Annotated in this window: 22 protein-coding genes; 5 read left to right on the top strand and 17 right to left on the bottom strand. The window is 65.1% G+C overall.

Features of this window, described 5'->3' with window-relative positions; translation table 11 throughout:
- The 11 genes from IB256_RS27185 to ccoN (IB256_RS27235) form a co-directional block, all read right to left on the bottom strand.
- A complete protein-coding gene (locus tag IB256_RS27185) occupies window positions 1-2,478 on the bottom strand; it encodes a heavy metal translocating P-type ATPase (protein WP_192404713.1) in 2,478 nt (825 codons plus the stop codon).
- Window positions 2,475-3,020: a FixH family protein gene (locus IB256_RS27190; protein WP_192224380.1), complete on the bottom strand. Its 546-nt coding sequence runs from the start codon at window positions 3,018-3,020 to the stop codon at window positions 2,475-2,477. The genes IB256_RS27185 and IB256_RS27190 overlap by 4 nt, the downstream gene beginning before the upstream one ends.
- A 129-nt stretch (window positions 3,021-3,149) precedes the next feature.
- Window positions 3,150-4,565, bottom strand: a complete 1,416-nt coding sequence (gene ccoG, locus IB256_RS27195; protein ID WP_192294942.1) for a cytochrome c oxidase accessory protein CcoG — start codon at window positions 4,563-4,565, stop codon at window positions 3,150-3,152.
- 210 nt (window positions 4,566-4,775) lie between these two features.
- Window positions 4,776-5,741, bottom strand: a complete 966-nt coding sequence (gene ccoP / locus IB256_RS27200; RefSeq protein WP_081518549.1) for a cytochrome-c oxidase, cbb3-type subunit III — start codon at window positions 5,739-5,741, stop codon at window positions 4,776-4,778.
- The gene (locus IB256_RS27205) at window positions 5,738-5,929 is read right to left on the bottom strand and encodes a cbb3-type cytochrome oxidase subunit 3 (RefSeq protein ID WP_024763940.1); all 192 of its coding nucleotides are present in this window, start codon (window positions 5,927-5,929) and stop codon (window positions 5,738-5,740) included. Before IB256_RS27205 ends, ccoP (IB256_RS27200) begins: the two co-directional genes overlap by 4 nt.
- A gap of 5 nt (window positions 5,930-5,934) precedes the next feature.
- On the bottom strand, window positions 5,935-6,543 hold the full coding sequence (gene ccoO, locus IB256_RS27210; RefSeq protein WP_017516817.1) for a cytochrome-c oxidase, cbb3-type subunit II: 609 nt from the start codon (window positions 6,541-6,543) through the stop codon (window positions 5,935-5,937).
- Window positions 6,543-7,985 carry a cytochrome-c oxidase, cbb3-type subunit I gene (gene ccoN / locus IB256_RS27215; protein ID WP_081518548.1) on the bottom strand — a complete coding sequence of 481 codons (1,443 nt, stop codon included), beginning with the start codon at window positions 7,983-7,985 and terminating at the stop codon, window positions 6,543-6,545. Before ccoN (IB256_RS27215) ends, ccoO (IB256_RS27210) begins: the two co-directional genes overlap by 1 nt.
- 341 nt (window positions 7,986-8,326) lie before the next feature.
- Window positions 8,327-9,250 (bottom strand): cytochrome-c oxidase, cbb3-type subunit III, encoded by a 924-nt coding sequence (ccoP, locus tag IB256_RS27220; protein ID WP_138214736.1) that lies wholly within the window; start codon window positions 9,248-9,250, stop codon window positions 8,327-8,329.
- Window positions 9,247-9,438 (bottom strand): CcoQ/FixQ family Cbb3-type cytochrome c oxidase assembly chaperone, encoded by a 192-nt coding sequence (locus IB256_RS27225; protein ID WP_017516305.1) that lies wholly within the window; start codon window positions 9,436-9,438, stop codon window positions 9,247-9,249. Before IB256_RS27225 ends, ccoP (IB256_RS27220) begins: the two co-directional genes overlap by 4 nt.
- 4 nt (window positions 9,439-9,442) lie before the next feature.
- Window positions 9,443-10,051 (bottom strand): cytochrome-c oxidase, cbb3-type subunit II, encoded by a 609-nt coding sequence (gene ccoO, locus IB256_RS27230; RefSeq protein WP_192294941.1) that lies wholly within the window; start codon window positions 10,049-10,051, stop codon window positions 9,443-9,445.
- Between the two features lie 10 nt (window positions 10,052-10,061).
- A complete protein-coding gene (gene ccoN, locus IB256_RS27235) occupies window positions 10,062-11,486 on the bottom strand; it encodes a cytochrome-c oxidase, cbb3-type subunit I (protein ID WP_192294940.1) in 1,425 nt (474 codons plus the stop codon).
- A 121-nt stretch (window positions 11,487-11,607) separates the two neighbouring features.
- Here ccoN (IB256_RS27235) and IB256_RS27240 point away from each other — a divergent pair, with 121 nt between their 5' ends.
- Both IB256_RS27240 and cprA read left to right on the top strand, forming a co-directional pair.
- Complete coding sequence (locus IB256_RS27240; protein ID WP_225601980.1) at window positions 11,608-12,306, top strand: alpha/beta family hydrolase; 699 nt, start codon at window positions 11,608-11,610, stop codon at window positions 12,304-12,306.
- 89 nt (window positions 12,307-12,395) lie between these two features.
- A complete protein-coding gene (cprA, locus tag IB256_RS27245; RefSeq protein WP_225601981.1) occupies window positions 12,396-13,568 on the top strand; it encodes a cationic peptide resistance protein CprA in 1,173 nt (390 codons plus the stop codon).
- 113 nt (window positions 13,569-13,681) lie between these two features.
- Here cprA and IB256_RS27250 read toward each other — a convergent pair whose 3' ends face one another.
- Together IB256_RS27250 and acnA are read right to left on the bottom strand one after the other, a co-directional pair.
- Window positions 13,682-15,247 carry a methyl-accepting chemotaxis protein gene (locus IB256_RS27250; RefSeq protein WP_192404714.1) on the bottom strand — a complete coding sequence of 522 codons (1,566 nt, stop codon included), beginning with the start codon at window positions 15,245-15,247 and terminating at the stop codon, window positions 13,682-13,684.
- Between the two features lie 194 nt (window positions 15,248-15,441).
- Window positions 15,442-18,174: an aconitate hydratase AcnA gene (gene acnA, locus IB256_RS27255; RefSeq protein WP_192404715.1), complete on the bottom strand. Its 2,733-nt coding sequence runs from the start codon at window positions 18,172-18,174 to the stop codon at window positions 15,442-15,444.
- Between the two features lie 356 nt (window positions 18,175-18,530).
- Between acnA and rlmM the strand changes: the two genes are divergently transcribed.
- Together rlmM and IB256_RS27265 are read left to right on the top strand one after the other, a co-directional pair.
- The gene (gene rlmM, locus IB256_RS27260) at window positions 18,531-19,598 is read left to right on the top strand and encodes a 23S rRNA (cytidine(2498)-2'-O)-methyltransferase RlmM (protein WP_192294938.1); all 1,068 of its coding nucleotides are present in this window, start codon (window positions 18,531-18,533) and stop codon (window positions 19,596-19,598) included.
- Window positions 19,599-19,698: 100 nt separating this feature from the next.
- A complete protein-coding gene (locus IB256_RS27265) occupies window positions 19,699-20,577 on the top strand; it encodes a MaoC family dehydratase (protein ID WP_192294937.1) in 879 nt (292 codons plus the stop codon).
- Window positions 20,578-20,633: 56 nt separating this feature from the next.
- Here IB256_RS27265 and IB256_RS27270 read toward each other — a convergent pair whose 3' ends face one another.
- Window positions 20,634-22,190, bottom strand: coding sequence for an alpha/beta hydrolase (locus IB256_RS27270; RefSeq protein WP_192404716.1), 1,557 nt, complete (start codon window positions 22,188-22,190; stop codon window positions 20,634-20,636).
- A gap of 152 nt (window positions 22,191-22,342) precedes the next feature.
- On the opposite strand from IB256_RS27270, the gene tusA reads away from it, so the two are divergent.
- Window positions 22,343-22,582 (top strand): sulfurtransferase TusA, encoded by a 240-nt coding sequence (tusA, locus tag IB256_RS27275; protein ID WP_015477744.1) that lies wholly within the window; start codon window positions 22,343-22,345, stop codon window positions 22,580-22,582.
- 194 nt (window positions 22,583-22,776) lie between these two features.
- On the opposite strand, the gene IB256_RS27280 is transcribed toward tusA, so the two are convergent.
- Genes IB256_RS27280 through IB256_RS27290 form a run of 3 tightly spaced genes read right to left on the bottom strand, consistent with a single transcriptional unit; the run spans window position 22,777 to window position 25,570 of the window.
- Window positions 22,777-23,592, bottom strand: coding sequence for an ABC transporter permease (locus IB256_RS27280; protein ID WP_192294934.1), 816 nt, complete (start codon window positions 23,590-23,592; stop codon window positions 22,777-22,779).
- 10 nt (window positions 23,593-23,602) lie between these two features.
- The gene (locus IB256_RS27285; RefSeq protein ID WP_192404717.1) at window positions 23,603-24,439 is read right to left on the bottom strand and encodes an ABC transporter permease; all 837 of its coding nucleotides are present in this window, start codon (window positions 24,437-24,439) and stop codon (window positions 23,603-23,605) included.
- A 15-nt stretch (window positions 24,440-24,454) separates the two neighbouring features.
- Window positions 24,455-25,570 (bottom strand): ABC transporter substrate-binding protein, encoded by a 1,116-nt coding sequence (locus IB256_RS27290; RefSeq protein ID WP_192294933.1) that lies wholly within the window; start codon window positions 25,568-25,570, stop codon window positions 24,455-24,457.
- Window positions 25,571-25,604 lie beyond the last annotated feature (34 nt).

Consider the following 25,604-nt stretch of genomic DNA (forward strand, 5'->3'; position numbering starts at 1 on the left):
TCAACTCCGTGGCAGCGCCTGCGCCGCTTGCGGGGCGACGGGCAGGGCAGTGGTCGCTGGTGGGGCGCCGGCGCCCTTGTGCAGCCGTGTCAGGCGCAGGGCGTTGAGCACCACGGTCAGCGAACTGATCGACATGCCCACCGCGGCCCACACGGGCGTGATCCAGCCGAGGGCGGCGAAGGGCAGCATGAACCCATTGTACAGCCCCGCCCAGATCAGGTTCTCGATGATTACCCGGCGAGTGCGACGGGCCAGGCCGAAGGCCTGTACCACGCTGTCCAGACGATTGGAAAGCAGCACCGCGTCGGCGCTGGTCTTGGCGAGATCCGTGGCCGAGCCCATGGCGACGCTGATGTCGGCGGCGGCCAGTACCGGCACGTCGTTCACGCCGTCGCCCAGCATCAGCACGCGGCGGCCTTCCTGATGCAGTTGGCGCAGCACTTCGAGCTTGTCGTCCGGGCGCAGGCCGCCGCGGCAGTCGTCGATGCCCAATTCGGCGGCAACGCGGCCGACCATGGGCGAACTGTCGCCGGACAGCAGCAGGGTGCGCCAGCCGCGGGCACGACAGGCGTCGAGCAGGTCGGCGGCGTCATCGCGGATGCGGTCGTCCAGCACCAGCCACGCGAGGGCACCGCCTTCATCGCCCAGCAGCAACCACTGGCCGGGTTCCTGCGGGTGTTCGGGCGCGCCGCTACCGCTGAGGGCGCAGACGAAGGACGGTTCGCCAATGCGCAGGCGGCGCTCGCCGACCACACCTTCCAGGCCCCGGCCGGGATGGCTCTCGACATTCTCGGCGGGCTGCGGCGCACGGCCGAAGGCGCGGGCGATGGGGTGTTCCGAGCGGTTCTCCAGCGCGGCGGCCAGGGCCAGGCAGGCATCGCTGTCCAGCGCACCCATCGACCTTACTGCACGCAGCGTCAGGCGGCCTTCGGTGAGGGTGCCGGTCTTGTCGAAGATCACCGTGTCGATGTGGTTCAGGCCCTCCAGCACGTGGCCGCGGGTCACCAGCAGGCCGAGCTTGTGCAGGCTGCCTGTGGCGGCGGTCAGCGCGGTGGGCGTGGCCAGGGACAGGGCGCAAGGACAGGTCGCCACCAGCATCGCCAGGACCACCCAGAAAGCGCGGGAAGCGTCGTGCTGCCACCAGAACAGGCCGACCACGGCGGCGAGCACCAGCAGCGCGACGAGGAACCATTGCGCGGCCTTGTCGGCCAGTTCGGCCAGGCGTGGCTTGTCCGACTGGGCGCGTTCGAGCAGGCGGACGATGGCGGAGAGCCGGCTGTCGCCGCCCAGCGCCTTGACCTGCACGGTCAGCGGGCCTTCGACGTTGAGGGTGCCGCCGGTGACGCTGTCGCCGCTCTGGCGCGCCTGCGGCAAGTATTCGCCGGTGAGCAGGGATTCATCGACGCTGGACTGGCCCTCGAGGATCAGGCCGTCGGCCGGGATCACCGCGCCGGGCTGTACCAGCACGTGGTCGCCGACGTTCAGTTCACTGAGCAGCACGCGGCTGCTCTGGCCACTCTCATCCAGGCGCAGGCAGGACGCGGGCAACAGGTTGACCAGCTGTGCGGTGGCGGCGGCGGTGCGTTCGCGGGCGCGGCGTTCGAGGTAGCGGCCGGCGAGCAGGAACAGGGCGAACATGCCCACGGCGTCGAAGTACAGGTCGCCATGGCCGGTGACAGCGGTCCAGATGCCGGCCAGGTAGGCGCCGCCGATGGCCAGGGACACCGAGACGTCCATGGTCAGGTGGCGGGTGCGCAGGTCACGCACGGCGCCGCGGAAGAACGGCTGGCAGGAGTAGAAGACGATGGGCGTGGTAAGGAACATCGCCACCCAGCGCAGGATCTCGTGCAGCTCGGGGCTCAGGTCGATGTTGAATTCCGGCCAGGTGGCCATGGTCGCCATCATTGCCTGGAACCACAGCAGGCCCGCGACACCCAGCTGGCGCAGGGACTTGCGGTTTTCCTGGTGCAGCTGCTCGGCGGCGCGGTCCGGTTGGAACGGGTGAGCGGCGTAGCCGATCTTGCGCAGTTCGGCGAGCAGTTCGCTCAGCGGCAGCTCGCTGTCGGACCAGCGCACATGCAGGCGGTGATTGGACAGGTTGAGGCCGGCCTCGGCGACGGCGGGCAGGCCCTTGAGGTGCTTCTCGATCAGCCAGCCGCAGGCGGCGCAGCTGATGCCTTCCATGATCAGGGTGGTCTCGGCCAGTTCGCCCTGGTGCTGGACGAAGGGCTGCTGCACGTCGGGGCGGTCGAACAGCCTCAGCTCGTCAGCGAGTTGTTCGGGGAGGGCATCAGGGTTGGGGGCGGCTTCGGTGCGGTGGCGGTAGTAGCCTTCCAGGCAGCCGGCAACGATGGCTTCGGCCACGGCCTGGCAACCGGGGCAGCAGAATTCGCGGGGCTCGCCCAGGACGGGCGCAACAAAGCGGCTGCCGGGGGGAACCGGCAGCGCGCAGTGGTAACAGAGCAGCGCGGCGCTCATGGGCGCTCGGCTTCATCTCCGCTGAGGGGCTCGTCGCCGAGGTCGAAGGAGCCGCCGGGGGCGACTTTCTCTTCCTCGAACAGACGCCAGGTCTTGCCGTTCTCCTCGCCGAGCAGTTCGACGAAGCGGCGACCCTTGACGGCGGCATCCAGGCTGGCGGTGTAGCGGCCCGGCTCGGCGGGGCTGGCGCGCAGCTCCAGGTGCTTGTCCTGCGACTCCAGGGTAGGGGAGAGCAGGTTCAGGGTGAGCGTGGCCGGACGGCTGTTGCCGGTGAGGCGCAGGTCTACTTCGCCGGTCAGTTCGTCGAAGCTGATCCTGGCGCGCAGCTTGAGTTCCTGTGCCAGGTGCTCGCGGTCGAGGGAGCGGTTGATGCCCTTGCCGGCCTCGTAGTAGTTGTCGCTGACCAGGGAGTCCTGATTATTCACGGCGATGTTGACCATCGTCAGGCTGAGGGCGATCGAGGTGGCCAGCATGGCGATGATGATCCACGGCCAGAGGTGCTTGTACCAGGGTTCCACGGGCGTTTTCATGGCCGATTGCATGGTCTTTTTTCTCTCGCTGGCAGTGCCGCAGGGGCGCTGCCCGGTGAAGGGGCGGGCGAAATTCTACGTGCTTCGTTCGGTACTGGCACCCCATGCGCAACATGGGGTGCCAATTCGTTCAGCGTTGGTTCAACGAACGCGCGGGCCGATGAAGCGGCTGGTGGATTCCTTGCTGATGGACGGGTCGTCCACCGACTGGATGGTGAAGCTGATCTCGTTGGTGGTGGAGGGCAGCTTCTCCGGCTCGATGGACAGTTCCACCGGCATGGTGAAGATGTCCCCGGCGGCGACCGAGATTTCCTTCTTGCCTTCCAGGATCAGGCCGTCCATGCCCTTGGCGCTGAGCACGTAGGTGTGGTCCTTCTGGTCCTTGTTCATGACCTTCAGGCTGTACACGTTCTCGATCCGGCCTTCGGCGTTCTCGCGGTAGAGCACGCGGTCCTTGCTGACGTCGAAGCCCACCAGCGGGCGCAGGACGATGGCGGTAATCAGCAGGCCGATCATGATGCACAGGGCGATGGCGTAGCCGATCAGGCGCGGGCGTACCAGGTGGGTCTTCTGGCCCGACAGGTTGTGCTCGGTGGTGTAGCTGATCAGGCCCCGCGGGTAGTTCATCTTGTCCATGATGCTGTCGCAGGCGTCGATGCAGGCAGCGCAACCGATGCACTCGATCTGCAGGCCGTCGCGGATGTCGATGCCGGTCGGGCAGACCTGTACGCACATGGTGCAGTCGATGCAGTCGCCCAGGCCCTGGGCCTTGTAGTCGACGGTCTTCTTGCGCGGGCCACGCTTCTCGCCACGACGCGGGTCGTAGGAAACGATCAGGGTGTCCTTGTCGAACATCACACTCTGGAAGCGCGCGTAGGGACACATGTAGATGCATACCTGCTCGCGCAGCCAGCCGGCGTTGCCGTACGTGGCGAGGGTGAAGAAGCCGACCCAGAAATAGGCCCAGCCGTCTGCCTGGCCGGTGACCAGATCGCTCAGCAGTTCGCGCATCGGGGCGAAGTAGCCGACGAAGGTCAGGCCGGTCACCAGACCGATCAGCAGCCAGAGGCCGTGCTTGGCGATCTTGCGTAGCAGCTTGTTGCCGCTCATGGGCGCCTTGTCGAGCTTCATGCGCTGGTTGCGGTCACCCTCGGTGACTTTCTCGCACCACATGAAGATCCACGTCCACACGCTTTGCGGGCAGGTGTAGCCGCACCAGACGCGGCCGGCGAACACGGTGATGAAGAACAGGCCGAACGCGCTGATGATCAGCAGGCCGGAGAGAAGGATGAAGTCCTGCGGCCAGAAGGTCGCGCCAAAGATGTAGAACTTGCGCTCGGGCAGGTCCCAGAGAACCGCCTGACGACCGTTCCAGGTCAGCCACACGGTACCGAAGTAGAGGAGGAAGAGGAGGGCGCCCCCGGCCATGCGGAGGTTGCGGAAGAACCCGGTAAAGGCTCGGGTGTAGATCTTTTCCCGGGAGGCATAAAGGTCGACGCTTTCACCCTTGCCCTTGGTGGGCGGGGTGACGTCCTGGACCGGAATTTGTTTGCTCATCAGTGCATTCCACGGCAGCGGGAGGGCGCCCTGTCGATACATGCCGAGAGGGTCAGAAATATGCTTGCACGCCTAACAATGATACGGCGTGGTGGGTGTTGCAACCGTGCGACAGTTGGTCGCGCAAGGAATTATGGACCCAGAAATAGAGCGGCGCCGGTGTAGAAACCGGCGCCGCTGGGTGTCGCTCTGGGTGTAGGAAGAAGAGGCTTATTCGGCGCTCTTCTCACCTTCGCCATGGGACAGGCTGTACACGTAGGCAGCGAGCAGGTGAACCTGGTCTTTGCCCAGACGCTCCAGCTGAGCCGGCATCTGGCCCTGACGGCCGTAGCGGATGGTCTGCTGCAGCTGAGCGAAGCTCGAGCCGTAGATGAACGCAGCCGGGTGGGTCAGGTTCGGCGCGCCCATGGCGGCGGTGCCTTTGCCTTCGGCGCCGTGGCAAGCCACGCAGTTGGTGGAGAAGATCTTCTGGCCGTTGGCGACCTGCTCGTCAGTCACGCCTTCGGGCAGCTTGCGGCCGTCCAGCTTGGTGGTGACGAAGGCAGCTACGTCATGAACGCCCTGGTCGCCGATGACCTCGCCCCAGGCCGGCATGGCCGCGTGGCGACCGCCTTCGATGGTTGCGATGATGTCCTTCGGCTCGCCGCCCCAGCGCCAGTCGGCGTCGGTGAGGTTCGGGAAGCCGTGGGCACCCTTGGCGTCGGAACCGTGGCAGACGGAGCAGTTGGAAGCGAACAGGCGGTTACCCATTTTCAGGGCCTGCTCGTCCTTGGCCACTTCCTCGATCGGCATGGCGCCGAACTTGGCGTACAGCGGGCCGTACTTCTCATCGGCCTTGGCCATTTCCTTTTCCCACTGGTGCACACCGGTCCAGCCTTGTTCGCCGTTGGCGAATTCGGCCTTGTCCTGGTAGCCCGGCAGCAGGCCCTTCCAGTTGCCCAGGCCCGGGTACAGGACCAGGTAACCGAGGGCGAAGATGAAGGTGGCCACGAACAGCATGAACCACCACTTCGGCAGCGGGTTGTCGTACTCCTCGATGCCATCGAAGGCATGGCCGACGGTTTCATCGGTGGCTTCGTTGCGCTGACCGCGACGGGTGGCGAACAGCAGCCACGCCAGGGCGAAGATGGTGCCCAGGGTAAGTACGGTGACGTACAGACTCCAGAAGGTTGTCATTCTTTGTTGCTCCTAGAAGCTTGCTCTTGCTCGACGTGCTTTTTGGCGACCGGGTCATCCGCGAAGGGCAGCAGGGCGTCTTCGTCGAAGCGCTCCTTGCGTTTGCCGCCATAGGCCCAGAGCAGGACGCCGACGAAGGCGACCATGACTACGACGGTGCCGATACCGCGAATGGTCCCGATATCCATCACTGTCACCGTTTGCTCTTGATGATGGTGCCGAGGCCTTGCAGGTAGGCGACGACAGCGTCCATCTCGGTCTTGCCTTTGACGGCATCACGGGCACCGGCGATGTCTTCGTCGGTGTAAGGCACGCCCAGCGTACGCAGGGCTTCCATTTTCTTCGCCGTGTCCTTGCCGTCGAGCTTGTTCTCCACCAGCCAGGGGTAGGAGGGCATCTTCGATTCCGGCACTACGTTGCGCGGGTTGTACAGGTGAGCGCGGTGCCAGTCGTCCGAGTAGCGGCCGCCGACGCGGGCCAGGTCCGGACCGGTACGCTTGGAGCCCCACAGGAACGGGTGATCCCAGACGCTTTCACCGGCGACGGAGTAGTGGCCATAGCGCTCGGTCTCGGCGCGGAACGGACGGACCATCTGCGAGTGGCAGCCAACGCAGCCTTCGCGGATGTAGATGTCACGGCCTTCCAGCTCCAGCGCGGTGCGCGGCTTCATGCCCTCGACCGGCTTGTTGGTCACATCCTGGAAGAACAGCGGGACGATCTGGGTCAGACCGCCGATGCTCACCGCAATGACCATGAAGAAGGCCAGAAGGCCGATGTTCTTCTCGACTACTTCGTGCTTCATCAGTGAGCTCCTACAGCGGGGATCTGGGCAGCGGCATCGGCGTCAGCCAGTTTGAAACCGCGCACAGTACGGAAGGTGTTGTAGGCCATCAGCAGCATGCCGGAGGCGAAGAAGGCGCCGCCCAGAGCACGGACGATGAAGCCCGGGTGGCTGGCCTGCAGGGCTTCCACGAAGGAGTAGGTGAGGGTGCCGTCGGCGTTGATCGCGCGCCACATCAGGCCCTGGGTGATGCCGTTGACCCACATCGAGGCGATGTACAGAACGGTACCGATGGTGGCCAGCCAGAAGTGGGCGTTGATCAGGCCGATGCTGTGCATCTGCTCGCGACCGAAGACCTTCGGGATCAGGTGGTACAGGGAGCCGATTGAGATCATCGCAACCCAGCCCAGAGCGCCGGCGTGTACGTGGCCGATGGTCCAGTCGGTGTAGTGCGACAGGGAGTTGACGGTCTTGATCGCCATCATCGGGCCTTCGAAGGTGGACATGCCGTAGAAGGCCAGGGATACCACCAGGAAGCGCAGGATCGGGTCGGTGCGCAGCTTATGCCAGGCGCCCGACAGGGTCATCATGCCGTTGATCATGCCGCCCCAGCTCGGAGCCAGCAGGATCAGGGACATCACCATGCCCAGGGACTGGGCCCAGTCCGGCAGGGCGGTGTAGTGCAGGTGGTGCGGACCGGCCCAGATGTACAGGGTGATCAGCGCCCAGAAGTGCACGATGGACAGGCGATAGGAGTAGATCGGACGCTCGGCCTGCTTCGGAACGAAGTAGTACATCATCCCGAGGAAGCCGGTGGTCAGGAAGAAGCCCACGGCGTTGTGGCCGTACCACCACTGGATCATCGCGTCGGTGGCGCCAGCGTAGACCGAGTAGGACTTGAACCAGGTCACCGGCAGTTCCGCGCTGTTGACGATGTGCAGCATGGCGGTGACGAGGATGAAGCCACCGTAGAACCAGTTGCCCACGTAGATGTGCTTGGTCTGGCGCTTGACGATGGTGCCGAAGAACACCACGGCGTAGGTGACCCAGACGATGGCCAGCAGGATGTCGATCGGCCATTCCAGCTCGGCGTACTCCTTGGAGGAGGTGTAGCCCAGCGGCAGGGTGATGCCGGCCAGCACGATCACCGCTTGCCAACCCCAGAAGGTGAAGGCCGCGAGGCTGTCAGAAATCAGGCGGGTCTGACAGGTGCGCTGTACGACGTAGTAGGAAGTTGCGAAGAGAGCACAGCCGCCGAAGGCGAAGATCACCAGGTTGGTGTGCAGCGGACGCAGGCGCCCGAAACTGGTCCAGGGAAGGTCCAGGTTCAACTGGGGCCAAACCAACTGTGAGGCGATGTAAACACCCACCCCCATTCCAAGTATCCCCCAGACCACCGTCATGATGGCGAACTGGCGGACGACCTTATAGTTATAAGCAGTCGGACTGATTGCTGTGCTCATTCTAAGGTTCCACGGTTTTTGGATTTTATGGACAAAAAAACGGCGGCAAGTATGGAGAAAGCAGGTGGCCATTGCAACGCGCCGGGCCTTGGCACGGTGCCGGTTCGACGCCTGCTCCGAAGCGCTTTGCGCCGCTGTTTGCGCCTGTTTCGAGTCGCCCGTACCAACCTGGGAAGTGGGTCAGGTTAGTCGTATTGCAGGTTTGCGAATGGAATCCAGCTTAGACGTGAACCGGAAGGGTGTGAAGAAAGGAGATAGAGAGGGTGCGACACTTCGTCGCGATATTGCGGGGGTAAGAAACTCGCGCCCGTTTTAATGGGCGCGAGTTGGGGGCGGGGAGTTTACTTCGCCTGGCCGGAAATGTTGTAGATGTAACCGGCGAGAATGTGCACTTTGTCTTTGCCCAGGTATTGCTCCTGCGCTGGCATCTGGCCCTGGCGGCCGTGGCGGATGGTCTGCTGCAGTTGTGCGTAGCTGGAGCCGTAGATGAAGGCGCCCGGGTGGGTCAGGTCAGGCGCACCCATGATCGGGTTGCCCTTGCCTTCCGGACCATGGCAGGCGACACAGGTGGTAGCGAACAGCTTGCCGCCGTTGTCGACGTTGTCCGCAGTCACACCTTCGGGCAGCTTGCGGCCGTCGAGGTTGGCGGTGACGAACGCGGCGACGTCCTGAACGCCTTTCTCGCCCAGTACTTCGCCCCAGGCCGGCATGGCAGCGTGACGGCCACCGAGGATGGTGGTCTCGATGTCCTGGGCGGTACCGCCCCAGCGCCAGTCGCTGTCGGTCAGGTTCGGGAAGCCCTGGGCGCCTTTGGCGTCGGAGCCGTGGCAGATGGAGCAGTAGGTGGCGAAGAGGCGCTCGCCCATTTTCATGGCTTGCGGGTCTTTTGCCACTTCTTCCACGGGCATGGCGGCGTATTTGGCGAAGATCGGGCCGTATTTTTCCTTGGCCAGGGCTTCTTCGCGCTCCCATTGCTTGTCCTGGGTCCAGCCGCCGTCGTAACCCGGCAGGATGCCTTTCCAGGTGCCCAGGCCCGGGTAGAGGACCAGGTAGCCGGCGGCGAACACGATGGTGCCGACGAACAGCAGGAACCACCACTTGGGCAGCGGGTTGTCGTATTCCTCGATGCCGTCGAAGGCATGGCCCATGGTCTGGTCGGTGGTGTTCGAGGACTGCCCGCTGCGGGTGGCGAATACCAGCCACAGCAGGGCGATCAGCGAGCCGACTGTTAGAACGGTGATGTACAGACTCCAGAAGGTAGTCATGCGTTGTTGCTCCTAGAAGCTTGCTCTTGCTCAGCGTGACGCTTGGCTGCCGGGTCATCCGCGAAGGGCAGTAGCGCGTCTTCGTCGAAGCGCTCCTTGCGTTTGCCGCCGTAAGCCCAGAGCAGTACGCCGACGAAGGCCACCATCACGATGACGGTGCCGAGGCCGCGAATGGTCCCGATATCCATGCTGTCACCGCTTGTTCTTGATGGAGGTGCCGAGGACCTGCAGGTACGCGACCACCGCGTCCATTTCGGTCTTGCCTTTGACGGAATCGCTGGCGCCAGCGATGTCGTCGTCCGTGTAGGGCACGCCCATGACACGCATCACTTCCAGTTTCTTCGCCGTGTCCTTGCCGTCGAGCTTGTTCTCGACCAGCCAGGGGTAGGCGGGCATCTTCGATTCCGGCACCACGTTGCGCGGGTTGTACAGGTGCGCGCGATGCCAGTCGTCCGAGTAGCGCCCGCCGACGCGGGCCAGGTCCGGACCGGTACGCTTGGAGCCCCAGAGGAACGGGTGGTCCCAGACGCTTTCGCCGGCGACGGAGTAGTGGCCGTAGCGCTCGGTCTCGGCGCGGAACGGACGGATCATCTGCGAGTGGCAACCTACGCAGCCCTCGCGGATGTACACGTCACGGCCTTCCAGTTGCAGCGCGGTGTAGGGCTTCATGCCTTCCACCGGGGTGTTGGTGACGTCCTGGAAGAACAGCGGAACGATCTGGGTCAGGCCGCCGATGCTGACGGCGACGGCCATGCACAGGGCCAGCAGGCCGACGTTTTTCTCGAGTATTTCGTGTTTCATGTCGGACTCCTCAGGCCATCTGCGCCGCGGCTTGCATTTCGGCCGGCTTGGCGGCCGCTACGGTGCGCCAGGTGTTGTAGGCCATGACCAGCATGCCCAGCAGGAAGATGGCACCACCGATCATCCGCACGATGAAGCCGGGGTGGCCGGCGGCCAGGGCTTCGACGAAGGAGTAGGTGAGGGTGCCGTCGGAGTTCACTGCGCGCCACATCAGGCCCTGGGTGATGCCGTTGACCCACATCGAGGCGATGTAAAGAACGGTGCCGATGGTGGCCAGCCAGAAGTGGGTGTTGATCAGGCCCACGCTGTGCATCTGCTCGCGACCGAAGACTTTCGGGATCATGTGGTAGAGCGAGCCGATGGAGACCATGGCTACCCAGCCCAGAGCGCCGGCGTGTACGTGGCCGATGGTCCAGTCGGTGTAGTGGGAGAGGGCGTTGACGGTCTTGATGGCCATCATCGGGCCTTCGAAGGTGGACATGCCGTAGAAGGCCAGGGAAACCACCAGGAAGCGCAGGATCGGGTCGGTGCGCAGCTTATGCCAGGCGCCGGAGAGGGTCATCATGCCGTTGATCATGCCGCCCCAGCTCGGAGCCAGCAGGATCAGGGACATCACCATGCCCAGCGATTGCGCCCAGTCCGGCAGGGCGGTGTAGTGCAGGTGGTGCGGGCCGGCCCAGATGTAGACGGCGATCAGTGCCCAGAAGTGCACGATGGACAGGCGGTAGGAGTAGACCGGACGCTCGGCCTGCTTGGGAACGAAGTAGTACATCATCCCCAGGAAGCCGGCGGTCAGGAAGAAGCCCACGGCGTTGTGGCCGTACCACCACTGGATCATGGCGTCGGTGGCGCCCGAGTACAGCGAGTAGGACTTGGTCAGGCTGACCGGGATTTCCAGGTTGTTGACCACGTGCAGGATCGCCACGGTCAGGATGAAGCCGCCGAAGAACCAGTTGCCCACATAGATGTGCTTGGTCTTGCGCTTCATCAGCGTGCCGAAGAAGACGATGGCGTAGGAAACCCAGACGATGGTGATCAGGATGTCGATCGGCCATTCCAGCTCGGCGTACTCCTTGGAGGAGGTCATGCCCAGCGGCAGGGTGATGGCGGCACACAGGATCACCAGCTGCCAACCCCAGAAGGTGAAGGAAGCGAGCGTGTCGGAGAACAGGCGGGTCTGGCAGGTACGCTGCACCGAGTAGTAGCTGGTGGCGAACAGTGCGCAGCCGCCGAAGGCGAAGATCACCGCGTTGGTATGCAGCGGACGCAGGCGGCCGAAGCTCGTCCACGGTAAGCCGAGGTTAAGGTCCGGCCACACCAGTTGCGCGGCGATCAGGACACCGACGGCCATGCCGACGATCCCCCACACCACTGTCATAATGGCGAACTGGCGGACCACCTTATAGTTATAAGCGGTCTGATTGGTTGTGCTCATTTATGGGCTTCCATCCACGGTTATGGGCTATGCCCATCCCGGCAAGGTTTTTTACGGCTTACGGCGTATGCCGCCCCTCCCCCTTGGGATAGGTACTAATTCGGAATTAGCGGAGTGAAGGATGGATAAAGGCACTTCCCGGAATATTGATTCGGATCAATTGGCACCTGAGACCCCTGTCGCGGGCGCCTGCGGTCCTTTGTCGCTGCTGCGGAACCCGGCACAGCGCGCACTGTCGGCGACGCTGGTTCTGGCGCACGGAGCGGGTGCACCGATGGACAGCCCGTTCATGGACGACATCGCTGCGCGCCTGGCCGAAAGGGGTATCTCCGTGGTGCGCTTCGAGTTCCCCTATATGGCTATGCGCCGCAAGGATGGAAAGCGCCGCCCGCCGAATCCGCAGAAGCAGTTGCTCGAGTGCTGGCGGCAGGTTTACGCGCAGGTCCGCGCCGAGGTGCCGGGCAAGCTGGCCATTGGGGGCAAGTCCATGGGCGGGCGGATGGCCAGCTTGCTGGCGGACGAACTGGGCGCTGATGCGCTGGTCTGTCTCGGCTACCCGTTCTATGCCGCCGGCAAGCCGGAGAAACCGCGCGTCGCGCACCTGGCCGATCTGCAGACGCCGACCCTGATCGTGCAGGGCGAACGTGATGCGCTGGGTGATCGGCCCACGGTCGAAGGCTATTCGCTGTCGCCGGCGATCCACCTGCACTGGCTGGCCGCTGCCGACCACGACCTCAAACCGCTCAAGGCTTCCGGGGTGACCCACGAGCAGCATCTGGAAAGCGCAGCCGCGAGGATCGAAGCTTTCCTATTGCGCTAATCGGTCCTTAATGCACGCGTTCCTATCCTCGCCGGCGTCGGCTCCCTGCAGTCGACGCCCCGCATCCAGAGGACAGGCCGAACGCTGCCATGAACCCCGATTACGCTGAACGCATTGCCACCCAACCCTTCCGATACTCCCCCGGCGCCGCGCACAGCCTGTTGTTGACTGGCGCGACCGGCTTCCTTGGCGGCTCCGTTGCCGCTCACCTGATCGCCGACGGTCACAGCCTGTCGCTGCTGTTCCTCGTTCGAGCAGAAAATCCGGAACTGGGCCTGGAGCGGCTGCGCGACAACCTGCGCCTGCACTGCGTGCCGGAGACTGCGCTGGAGGGCCTTCAAGAGAGCCAGATACTCTGCGGCGACCTGCTGGACACTGCATGGATGCAGGGCGAGCGCGCTCGCCTGATGCGCGTGGAGCAGGTAATCAACTGCGCCGCCGTGGCCTCGTTCTCGAAAAACCCGAGCATCTGGCCGGTAAACGTCGAGGGCACCTTCGCGTTTGCCCGCCTGCTCAGCCAGTCGCGCAACCTCAAGCGCTTCCTTCATGTGGGCACCGCCATGTGCTGCGGCCCGCAGCGCGAGTCGCCAGTGCGTGAGTCCTGGGATTTCCCCGACAGCGAAGAGCAACTGGTGGACTACACCGCCTCCAAGGCCGAGATCGAGCGGCGCATGCGCGAGGAACTGCCGTCGTTGCCGCTGGTGGTGGCGCGCCCCTCCATCGTGGTTGGGCACCGCGAACTGGGTTGCCGTGCGTCGGGGAGTATTTTCTGGGTGTTCCGCATGGGTTTCGCCCTGGAGAGCTTCACCTGCGGCCTGGACGAGCAGATCGATGTGATCCCGGTGGACTACTGCGCCGAAGCGCTGGTAGCCCTGGCGCTGAAGCCGACACTGAGCCACAGCCTCTACCACATCTCTGCCGGCCACGGTTCGGCGTGCACCTTCGGCGAGATCGATCGCGCTTATGCCGACGCTCGTGGCGAGGAGCCTGTGGGCGAGCGTTATCGCAAGGTCAGCAGCGAGGACCTGCGCGAGTTGGCCGGCAGCTTCGAGAGCCGTATCGGCAAGGCCAATCCGCGTCTGGTGCTGCGGGCGTTACGCCTGTACAGCGGCTTTGCCGACCTCAACTACCTGTTCGACAACCAGCGCCTGCTGGACGAAGGCATCGCCGCGCCGCCGCGCTTTACCGATTACGTGGGCGTGTGCGTGCATTCCTCGCGGGATGTCAGTATCCCGGCTCAGATGCAGTGGGACTTCAAGTAACGCGAACGGCTCTTCTGCAGGAGCGAGCCTGCTCGCGAAAAGCCCCGCAGCGGGGCCGGGGCCGCGAGCAATAACGATGGCGTCCCCCTCGCTCCTGCGAAGGCGCTCGCTTCCTAGCGATTGAACCGTTCCACCAGCGAGTACTGGCGGTGCGCAGTCTGCGTCAGCTCCTCGCTGAGCAGCGCGGTGCGCTGGGCCTCGCCGGAGGTCTGGTCGGCCAGGTTGGCGATGGTGCTGATGTTGCGGTTGATCTCTTCCGCCACGGCGCTCTGTTCCTCGGCAGCGGCGGCGATCTGGGTGGCCATTTCGGTAATGTTGGCCACCGCGTCGCTGATGCCCACCAGCGCGTTGTCCGCCTGCAACACGCGCTCCACGCCTTCGTCGGCCTGGCGGCGGCCGGAGTCCATGGCACGCACCGCCTCGGTGGCGGTGTTCTGCAGATTGGCGATGAGCTGGTGGATCTGCCCGGTGGACTCGGCAGTGCGCTGGGCCAGGGAGCGGACTTCATCGGCGACCACGGCGAAACCGCGGCCCATCTCGCCGGCGCGGGCAGCTTCGATGGCGGCGTTGAGCGCCAGCAGGTTGGTCTGGTCGGCGATCCCCTTGATCACGTCCACCACGCCACCGATCTGCTCGCTGTCGCGGGCCAGTTGGCTGACTGCATCACCGGTTTCGCCCACGGAGCTGGAAAGACGCTGCATGGCCTCGCGGGTCTCGGCGGCGATCTGCCGGCCTTCGGTGGTCAGGTTGTTGGCCTGGCGAGTGGCGTCGGCGGTGCGCTGCACGTTGTCGGCCACTTCCTGGGTGGTGGCGGCCATCTGGTTGACGGCGGTGGCCACCTGCTCTGTTTCCTGGCGCTGGCGGTCCAGACCGGCGGAGCTGTGGTGGGCGAGGGAGTCGGCTTCACGGGCCTGCTCGGTGAGCGTTTCGGCGGTGTCCTGCAGGCGGGTCAGACAGGTCTTCAACCGTGCCTCCTGGCTGAGGATCGACATTTCCAGGCGCGCCTGAGCGCCACGGCTGTCGGTGTACATCTGCGCGATCAGCGGGTCGGATGTGGTCTGTTCGGCCAGGCGCAGCAGGCGTTTGAGCCCGCGTTGCTGCCAGCCCAGGCCTGCCAGGCCCAGCGGGATCGAGAGCAGTGCTGCGAGCAGGAAGCCCCAGTGGGAGTTCAGCCAGACGCCGATGAGGAAGCCGATCTGGCCGATCAGGATGAACGGCAGCCAGTCCAGCAGCACCGGCAACCAGCGGTCGCGGGCGGGGATGGCCGACTTGCCGGCATTGATCCGCGCGTACAGCGCTTCGGCGCGGCGCACCTGTTCGGCGGTGGGCTTCACCCGCACCGATTCGTAGCCGACGATCTCGTTGTGCTCGTACATCGGTGTGACGTAGGCGCTGACCCAGTAATGGTCACCGTTCTTGCAGCGGTTCTTGACGATGCCCATCCAGGGGCGGCCTTTCTTCAGGGTCGCCCACATGTGCGCGAATACCGCCGGTGGCACGTCCGGATGGCGCACCAGATTGTGCGCTGCGCCCAGCAGTTCTTCGCGGGAGAAGCCGCTGATGGCGCTGAAGGCATCGTTGACGTAGCTGATGACACCGCGGGCGTTGGTCGTGGAGATCAGTCGCTGTTCGGCGGGGAAGGTGCGTTCACGCTGGGTGATCGGCTGGTTGTTGCGCATCAGGCTGGGATCTCGGAGAAAGGCGAATTGGCACGTCTGTCCAGCTTATCGGCCGCTGGATCGAAAATTTGATGGCGATCACAGAAAAATGTCAGAAGAGTGACGCCGAGAGAATGACGATAGCGTATCGCCACTGGTCAGCGAAATGAAACCAAAGAAGCAAGCGGCGGCCCGTTGCAGGCCGCCGCAGCGCTCTAGATCAGGCTGCGCAGCACATAGTGGAGGATGCCGCCGGCCTTGAAGTACTCGACTTCGTTCTGGGTATCGATGCGGCAGAGCACCTCGAAGCTGTCCTGGCTGCCGTCCTCGCGTTTCACCGTGACCTTGAGGTTCATGTGCGGCTTCAGCTCGCCCGACAGGCCGCTGATGCTCAGCACTTCCTTGCCGGTCAGCTTCAGCGCCTTGCGGTCCTGCCCGTCCTTGAACTGCAGCGGCAGCACGCCCATGCCTACCAGGTTGGAGCGGTGGATACGTTCGAAGCTTTCGGCGATCACGGCTTTCACGCCCAGCAGGTTGGTGCCCTTGGCCGCCCAGTCGCGGGACGAACCGGTGCCGTATTCCTTGCCGGCGACGATCACCAGCGGCGTGCCGTCCTGCTGGTAACGCATGGCGGCGTCGTAGATCGCCAGCTTGTCGCCGGTGGGAACATAGAGCGTGTTGCCGCCTTCTTCGCCGCCGAGCATCTCGTTCTTGATGCGGATGTTGGCGAAGGTGCCGCGCATCATCACCTCATGGTTCCCACGGCGCGAGCCGTAGGAGTTGAAGTCGGCGTAGGCCACGCCGTGCTCGCTGAGGTAGCGGCCGGCGGGGCTGTCCTTCTTGATGTTGCCGGCGGGGGAGATGTGGTCGGTGGTCACCGAGTCGCCCAGTACTGCGAGGATGTTGGCGCCCTGGATATCCGCAACTTTCGGTGGCGCCTCGGCGATGTGCTCGAAGAACGGCGGATGCTGGATATAGGTGGAATCGTCCTGCCAGGTGTAAGTCTGGGCGTCCGGCACCTGGATCGCACGCCATTTCTCATCGCCCTGGAAGACTTCGGCGTATTCCTTGTGGAACATTTCCGTGTCGACTTTCTGCACCGCCTCGGCGATTTCCTGCTGGGTCGGCCAGATGTCCTTCAGATAGACCGGCTTGCCGTCCTTGCCGGTGCCCAGAGGGTCTTTCGTCAGGTCGGTGCGCACGGTGCCGGCCAGCGCATAGGCGACCACCAGCGGCGGTGACGCCAGCCAGTTGGTTTTCACCAATGGATGCACGCGGCCCTCGAAGTTGCGGTTGCCGGAGAGTACCGAGGCGACGGTCAGGTCCGCCTGCTGTACAGCCTTCTCGATGGGGTCGAGCAGCGGGCCGGAGTTGCCGATGCAGGTGGTGCAGCCGTAACCCACCAGGTCGAAGCCCAGCTCGTCGAGGTAGCGGGTCAGGCCAGCGGCATGGAAGTACTCGGTGACCACCTTGGAGCCGGGAGCCAGCGAGCTCTTCACCCAGGGCTTGCGCTGCAGCCCCTTCTCCAGCGCCTTCTTCGCCAGCAGGCCGGCGGCCATCATCACGCTGGGGTTGGAGGTGTTGGTGCAGGAGGTGATGGCGGCAATCACCACGGCGCCGTTCTTCAGCCGATAGGTGTGGCCGTCGTGCTGGTAGTCGGCCTCGCCGGTCTGGGCTGCCGCGCCCACGGCGGCGCCACCACCACCTTCGCTGAGCAGGCGGCCTTCCTCGGTGGAGGCGGGTTTGATCTGCAGGCCGAGGAAATCATCGAAGGCCTGGCTGACGTGGCCGAGGGCCACGCGGTCCTGCGGGCGCTTGGGTCCGGCCAGGCTGGCCTCGACGTCGCCCATGTCCAGTTGCAGGGAGTCGGTGAATACCGGTTCGTGGCCTTTTTCACGCCACAGGCCCTGGGCTTTGCTGTAGGCCTCCACCAGCTTGACGGCGTCTTCCGGGCGACCGGACAGGCGCAGGTAGCCCAGGGTGATGTCGTCCACCGGGAAGAAGCCGCAGGTGGCGCCGTACTCCGGGGCCATGTTGGCGATGGTGGCGCGGTCGGCCAGCGGCAGGTCGGCGAGGCCGTCGCCATAGAACTCGACGAATTTTCCGACGACACCTTTCTTGCGCAGCATCTGGGTGACGGTCAGCACCAGGTCGGTGGCGGTGATGCCTTCCTTCAGCTTGCCGGTCAGCTTGAAGCCGATCACCTCGGGAATCAGCATCGACACCGGCTGGCCGAGCATGGCCGCTTCCGCCTCGATGCCGCCAACGCCCCAGCCGAGTACGCCGAGGCCGTTGATCATGGTGGTGTGCGAGTCGGTGCCGACCAGGGTGTCGGGGAAGGCGTAGGTACGGCCGTCCTCGTCCTTGGTCCAGACGGTGCGCCCCAGGTACTCCAGGTTGACCTGGTGGCAGATGCCGGTGCCCGGCGGCACCACGCGGAAGTTGTCGAAGGCGTTCTGCCCCCAGCGCAGGAAGGCGTAGCGCTCGCCGTTGCGCTCCATCTCGATCTCGACGTTCTGAGCGAAGGCGGACTGGCTGGCGAACTTGTCCACCATCACCGAGTGGTCGATGACCAGGTCGACGGGGGACAGTGGGTTGATCTTCTGCGGGTCGCCGCCGGCCTTGGCCATGGCGTCGCGCATGGCGGCGAGGTCGACCACCGCCGGTACGCCGGTGAAGTCCTGCATCAGCACACGGGCGGGGCGGTACTGGATCTCGCGCTCGGAGCTGCGGGTCTTCAGCCAGCCGGCCAGGGCTTTGAGGTCGTCGCCGGTGACGGTGTTGCCGTCCTCCCAGCGCAACAGGTTTTCCAGCAGGACTTTCAGGGACATGGGCAGCTTGCCCAGGTCCCCCAGACTCTTCGCCGCTTCAGGCAGGCTGTAGTAGTGATAGGTCTTGCCGGCGACCTCAAGGGTGCGCAGGCTGTTCAGGCTATCCACTGCGGGCATGACATTCTCCTCAGGCTTGGATTCTGCTCGTGATCGGCGGCGCGGCCGAATCAACGGCGCACTGGCGATACTTGGCGAAGGAGGGCGCTAACGTCCTGATCCATCGCAGGCCTACTTCAGACAGGCCGCAATCGGGGGCAATCTTCGCCAGGCAGGGCAATCATCGGGCAGTCTTCTGGCGGGCTGGGCCAGACCACTCAAGCTAGACCGCCCGAAGGGGTATTGCCATCTGTTCTGGACCCCAGGTTCCTGAGTGGGGTTCAGAACAAGTGGCTCAGGTCGTGGGATATTTCCGGCGAATCTGCATGAAACCTTCGTGGCCAGCCTCTATAGTGCGCGGCCAAGGAGACACCCCGATGAATACCCTCTTACTGCATTGCCGTCCGGGCTTCGAGAACGAGGTCTGTGCCGAACTGTCCGAGCACGCCGCGCGCCTGGACATCCCCGGCTACGCCCGAGCCAAGCCGGCCTCTGCCTACGCAGAGTTCATCTGCATGGACGCCGATGGTGCTGACCGCCTGATGCGCCAGCTGCGCTTCCCTGAGCTGATCTTCCCGCGCCAGTGGGCGCGTGGTAACGGCTTCACCGCACTGCCGGAAACAGACCGCATCGGCGCGATCCTCGAAGCCCTCGCTGGCTTTGCGCAATGCGGCAGCCTCTGGCTGGAGGTGTTCGACACCAACGACGGCAAGGAGCTCTCGACCTTCTGCCGCAAGTTCGAGAAGCCCCTGCGCGCCGCCCTGGTGAAAGCCGGCAAGCTGGTGGAAGACCCCAGCCTGCCGCGCCTGCTGCTGACCTTCCGTTCCGGCCGCGAGGCCTTCATCGGCATTGCCGAGGCGCGCAACTGCGCCATGTGGCCCATGGGCATCCCGCGGCTGAAGTTCCCCCGCGAGGCGCCCAGCCGTTCGACGCTGAAACTGGAAGAGGCCTGGCACCATTTCATTCCCCGCGCCGACTGGGACCGCCGCCTGGCGCCGGACATGCTTGCCGTGGACCTGGGCGCATCGCCCGGCGGCTGGACCTGGCAGTTGGTGAACCGGGAGATGCGCGTCGTCGCCGTGGACAACGGGCCGATGGCGGAGAATCTGATGTATTCCGGGCTGGTCGAGCACCAGCGCGTTGACGGTTATGCCTTCCGTCCGCGCCAGCGCATGGACTGGATGGTCTGCGACATCGTCGAGAAGCCCGCGCGAACCGGCGCGATGATCGAAACCTGGATCGGCGAGGGGCTGTGCCGCGAGGCCATCGTCAACCTCAAGTTGCCGATGAAGCAGCGCTACGCCGAGGTGCGACGCATCCTCGACCGCCTGGAGGAGTCCTTCCGCGAGCGCGGGCTCAAGGTGCAGATCGGCTGCAAGCAGCTCTACCACGACCGCGAGGAAGTGACCTGCCACCTGCGCCGCATTGAGAAGGGCGAGCGCTAGCGACGCGCAACTGCCCGGTCACGCCACCCGACCTTCGGTGACTTGCCGCGCCGCCCGGCATTGCCCATGCTGTGCGGCGCGAGATCTTCCGGAGACCTTCGTGAAGCGAAAGTTGCCCTCCCTCCTGGGCAGTTACAGCCGCATGCTGTTGCCACGCCGTGGCCTCGGCCAGGGCGAGCGCGTGCCCTACCTGGCGATGGACAGCCGCACCCTGAAATTCGACCTGCGCCACCTGCGCGCCTACCGCCAGCATTTCGGCCTCGACCCGACGCTGGGCGTGCCGCTGCTCTATCCGCAAGTCATCAGCCTGCCGCTGCACCTGCGCCTGCTCAGCCGCTCGCGCATGCCGCTGTCGGTGGTCGGGCTGATCCACCTGCGCAGCCATATCCAGCGTTACCGCCTGCTCGAAGAGCACGAGCCGCTGCAGTTCGACTGCCGCATCCTCACCAGCCGCCGCAGCGAGCTGGGCCTGGAGGTGGATGTGGTCACCGAGGCCTGGCACCACGACATGCTCTACTGGCAGTCGATCACCACCTACCTGCGCCGGGGCGACTTCCTCGATGGCGGGAGCGAGCCTGATCCGCTGCCCGAGCGTGCCCAGTGGCACACCCTGGAAGCGCCGGTGCATTCCGGTGTGCAGTGGCGCGTGCCGAAGATCGTCGGCTGGCGCTACGCTGGGCTGAGCGGCGACTTCAACCCACTGCACCTGTCGCGGCTGATGGCCTCGCACTATGGCTTCGGCAAACCCTTCGCCCACGGCATGTGGGGCCTGGCGCGCAGCCTGACTGGCCGCCGCCTGGCCGAGAACGTGCGCCTGGACGCGCACTTCAAGGCGCCTTTGCCGTTGGGGAGCCAGGTGAAGCAGGTGTACCGCCGCTTGGGCAAGAAGGAACAATGGGCGCTGCTGCCCGCCGAGGGCGATGGTCAGCCGATGCTGCTGGCGCAGCTGGACGAAGCGCCGGACGGGCCTTTGCGCTGAGGGTCCGCTCCTTTGTAGGAGCGGGCCATACCCGCGATCGCGTCCATGGGACGCTCCTACAGGGAGCCCGCGACTCGTGGTTGCAGCGGGATGAGGTTGGGCAGTTGTACTTCGCCCTGCAGCTCTACCGGCGCAATCCGCCAGGAACTGTTGAACAGGTACTGGTCGCTGAACCCGCTCACCAGCAATCCGATTTCATCCCCCGGCGCGAGGCTGGCGCTGACGGCGTTCAGTCGCGTGCTGCCCTGGTTCGCCAGCGGTTTCACCTGTTCGTCCAGGCGTCGGGTGCTGCCATCGGCGCTGCGGATCGCCAGAGCGGCGAACAGCTGCGCGTCGGGGCGCTCCGTCAGCGGCCGGTTCAGGCGTACTTCGGCGCTGCCGAGCAGGGCGCTGTGTTCGCTGACGCGCTGCAAGGGGATGAACCTTGAAGGTTGCAGCAGGCCGCTCACTGCCGGGCGGATGGCGGTGCCCGGCAATGCCACGGTGGGGCCGGGAGCCGGCAGATCATCCAGCGCCACGCCCTGGTCAAGATCGAGGCTGATACACAGGTCCGGCACACCGTCGGCGGCGCCGGGGCGCTTGCGCAGCTTTTCCTCGTACCAGGCGACGATGCCGGTGTAGAGGTTGATCGCCCGCGAGCCGCAGTGGATCACCGGCTCGTTGTTGAACGGTGGCAGTCCGCTCCAGGCCTGCAGCGGCGGCGGCAGGATGTGCCCGCCCTGCATGCCCAGCAGGCGCACGTCCGCCGGGCCCTGTTTCAGGCACTGGCGGATCTGCAGGCCCTGGTCCAGCGGGAACAGCGTGTCGCGCAGACCCTGGATCAGCAGGGCATCGGCGTGGGGCAAACGGCCGGCCGCGCAATAGCTGGCAAGGCTGTTGGCATGCAGTTCCGCCTGCACCGGTGCAGCCATGCGCCCACCGGTGGTATGCAGGTAATCGGCCTGGACGAACTTGCCCAGGTCGTAGCCTGTGGCCAGCCCCAGGCTCACCAGCACGCCGCCCCAGCCGATCTTCAGCTGGCCATCCGGTGCCAGGGCATCGGCCAGGTCGTACCAGGTGGCGATGGGGACGATGGCATCGATGCGCGAGTCTTCCGCCGAGGCCAGCAGTTGCACGGCGCCGCCGTAGCTTTCGCCGAGCATGCCGACGCGCGGATCGTTCGGGCCGTCCATTGTCAGCCGCGCCAGGTGCGTGGCGGCCCAGTCGATCACCGCGCTGGCGTCCTGCACCTCGAACTGCGGGTTCATCATCTCGATGCGCCCGTCGCTGCCGCCCCAGCCGCGCTGGTCGTAGCTGACCACCCAGAAACCGGCCTTCCAGGCGCGCAGCGCGGCGCGGCCGGACATCATGTTCTTGCCGTAGTATCCATCCGGACCGGTCACCCGCCAGCCGCCCCAGCCGTGGGTGTGGACGATCAGCGGGGCGTTTTCGCCGGCCTTGAGCGCCGGTTGGAACACGGTGGCGGAGAGCCTGGTACCGTCGCGGGCGGTGATGACGGCCTCGAACCAGGTGGCCGGCAGGTCTTTGCCTTCGCTGGTGTTGAAGTCGGGGACCTGGTCGCGGGCGGCGCAGCCGGCGAGCAGCACGAGGCACAGGCAGAGGAGGGTGCGCATCGACATTCCGTTGTGGGGGAGCGAATACGCCAGCATGCCCGGCGCCCGCCGCGCCCACCCCCAACCAAGGTTCGGTGACCCGGACGGACGCAGGGTGACCGCACGGTGCGCTTTGCGCGACAATGCGCCATTGGTTTTTCTGGAGTGACGCGATGTCCCAGCCTGTCGATGCGATTCTCGACGCCACCGGCCTGAACTGCCCCGAGCCGGTCATGATGCTGCACAACAAGGTACGCGACCTGCCGGCCGGCGGCCTGCTCAAGGTGATCGCCACCGACCCGTCCACCCGCCGCGACATCCCCAAGTTCTGCGTCTTCCTCGGCCATGAGCTGGTGGAGCAGCAGGAAGAGGCGGGGACCTACCTGTACTGGATTCGCAAGAAGGCGGAGTGATCTGCCGGGCCACTGCGTGCCCAATTTGCAGGATGACTATTGCGTAGGATGGGTGGAGCGGAGCGATACCCATGCTGTGTGCGCAGGAAGTCAGTGGGTATTGCTGCGCTCCACGCCATCCTGCGTGGAGCTTCCATGGGGCGATGTTCGCGGGGCTGGGCGGCGCATAACGTCGAACGTTATGCGCCCTGCTGTCAGCTCCCCGCTGGGCGCGCTGCGAGCCTCTGGGCGATCATCCGCCCGATCAGCGCGACGAAGGTCAGGGCGATCAGCACCACCGAAATGGCCGCCACGGCCGGGTCGATGTTGTCGCGCAGGCCGGACCAGATCTGCCGCGGCAGGGTGTTCACCTCGGTGCTGGTGACGAACAGGGTCACCGCGATCTCCTCCCAGCTCAGCGCGAAGCACAGTAGTGCGGTGCTCGCCACGCCCAGCTTGAGGTTCGGCAGCACCACCATGAAGGTGGTCTGGCCCAGGCTCGCGCCGAGGTTGCGCGCGGCCAGTTCGATGCGCCGGTCCAGTTGGCTCAGTGCCACCAGCATGGTCACCACACCGTAGGGCACGACCATCACGATGTGCGCGATGGTCAGGCCGAACAGGGTGTCGTAGCCCAGGCTGGGGGCGAACTGGCTGACCTTGGTTTCCATGAAATACAGAACCATCGCCGAGATCATCGGCGGGATCGCCATGGGCAGCAGCACCAGGCCGATCAGCAGGGTCGCCAGGCGCGAGCGCAGATACCAGATGCCGAGGCTGAAGCTCACCGCCAGCGCGGTCGCGATGATGCAGGTGGCGGTGGCGACCATCAGGCTCTGGCCGATTGCCGAGAGCCATTCCGGGCTGTCCAGCAGCGCCTGGTAGTGGCGCAGCGACCAGTTGCCGTTGGGCATCGAGAGGAAGCGCTTGCTGGTGAAGGACACCGGGATCACTGCCAGCAGCGGGAAGACCATGAAGATCATCGCCATGGTCGCCAGCAGGCGGCTGGGGGCTTTGGTTTCGTGTGCGTTCATCGTTGTGTCCTCAGCCGACCAGCTTGTCGACGCGGGTCATGCGCAGCAGCGCCCAGATCATCCCGCTGACCAGCGCCAGCAGCACCACCGAGAGCGCGGCGCCCAGGCCCCAGTTGCTGGTCTGGAACATCTGCAGGTAGACGTACTCGGCCACCATCACGGTCTGTCCGCCGCCGAGGATCGCCGGGGTGATGAAGAAGCCCAGGCAGAACACGAAGACGATGATGAAGGCGCCGAGGATGCCGGGAATGGTCTGCGGCACGAAGATGCTCCAGAAGGTGCGCATCTGCCCGGCGCCCAGGCCGCGCGCGGCCAGCAGCACGCGCGGGTCCAGGCGGCGCATGGTCGACACCAGCGGGAACAGTGCGAAGGGCACCATGAAGTGCACCATGCCGATCACCACGCCCATCTCGTTGCGGGTGAGCTGCAACGGCTCGCTGGTGATGCCCAGGTACTGCAGCCAGTCGTTGAGCAGACCGTTGCTGCGCAGGGCGATCAGCCAGCCGAAGGCGCGTACCAGCACCGACAGCCAGAACGGGATGAATACGCAGATTTCCACCACGCGCTGCCAGAACGGCGGGCTGTAGACCCAGCAGTAGGCCATCAGGTAAGCGATCAGCAGGGAGATCACGCTGACCGTGGTGCACAGGCGGAAGGTCCGCCAGAGCACGTCGTGGATCGCCGGGTCCGTCATGATCCGCTGGTACTGCTCGATCCCCGGCTCCGGCAGGGTCACGCTCCAGCCGAGCACGCCGAGGAAGGGCAGTACGTAGAACACGATCAGAACCACCGGCAGCGGCAGCAGCAGGGCGCTCAGCTTGAGCCGCGAGGGGGCGTTATCGGCCATGACCTGCGCTCCGCGTCACTTGGAAATGTGGGTCAGGTACTGCTCCAGGGTCGCCGCATAGTGGTCGGTGTACCACTCGTGGCTGAGCATCACCTGCTTGGGCAGGTTGGACGGATCGGTGCAGTTCAGGTGCTTGCGGTCGTCCGGGATCAGCGCGGCGGCGGCGGGGTTGGCCGGGCCGTTGCCGAACATCTTGAACAGCTCGACCTGGGACTGCGGGTCCTGGGCGTAGGCGATGAACTTCATGGCCGCCTCGGTGCCAGCCGGGTTGCCCTTGAGCACGCCCCAGTTGCTGCAGCCCAGCAGGGCGTTGTCGAAGGTCCACTTGATGCGGCCTTCGCTGTCCTCGGTGATCACCTGGGCGCGGGTGTTCCAGATGGCGCCCATGGACACTTCGCCCTCGATCAGCAACTGCTGGGTCTCCGCGCCCGAGCCCCAGAAGGCCAGCACGTGGGGCTTGAGCTCCTCGATCTTCTTCATGGCACGAGCCACGTCCAGCGGGTAGAGCTTGTCCGGCGCCACGCCGTCGGCCAGCAGCGCGGCCTCGAGCATGCCGTTCATCCACTTGTAGAGGGTGCGCTTGCCGGGGAAGGTCTTCACGTCCCAGAAGTCGGCCCAGGTCTTGGGCGCCTTGTCGCCGAAGCGCTCGCTGTCGTAGGCGATCACGTAGCTGAGCATGTAGTCGGCGATGCCGTATTCGTAGGCGAAGCCGGGCAGCACCTTGTCCTTGGAGACGACGTTGTAGTCGATGGCCTGCACCAGGCCTTCCTTGCCCAGGTTCTGCAGGATCGAGCTTTCCGCGTCGACCACGTCCCAGCTCACCCGGCCGCTGGACAGCTGGGTGCGGATGGCGCCTTCGGTGGGGCCGCTGCCGTCGATCTTCACCGGGATGCCGGTGGCCTTGGAGAAGCCCTCGGTCCAGGCCTTGCCGAACGCCTTGATGGCGTCGCCGCCCCAGTTCACCACCACCAGCGGCTTGTCGCCGGCGGCGAAGCTCACGCCGCTGCGCAAGGCCAGCGGCAGGGCAGCCATCAGGCCCATGCCCTTGAGGAAGGTGCGGCGGTCGATGTGCCCGCGGCGGGTCTTTTCGATGAGGACTTCGATGCAGTCTTGCTGGTGAGGATTGAACATGGGTGCAGCTCCCGATCAGGTGGGATGGCGAATA

Source organism: Pseudomonas sp. PDM17 (assembly GCF_014851985.1).
Lineage (GTDB): Bacteria > Pseudomonadota > Gammaproteobacteria > Pseudomonadales > Pseudomonadaceae > Pseudomonas.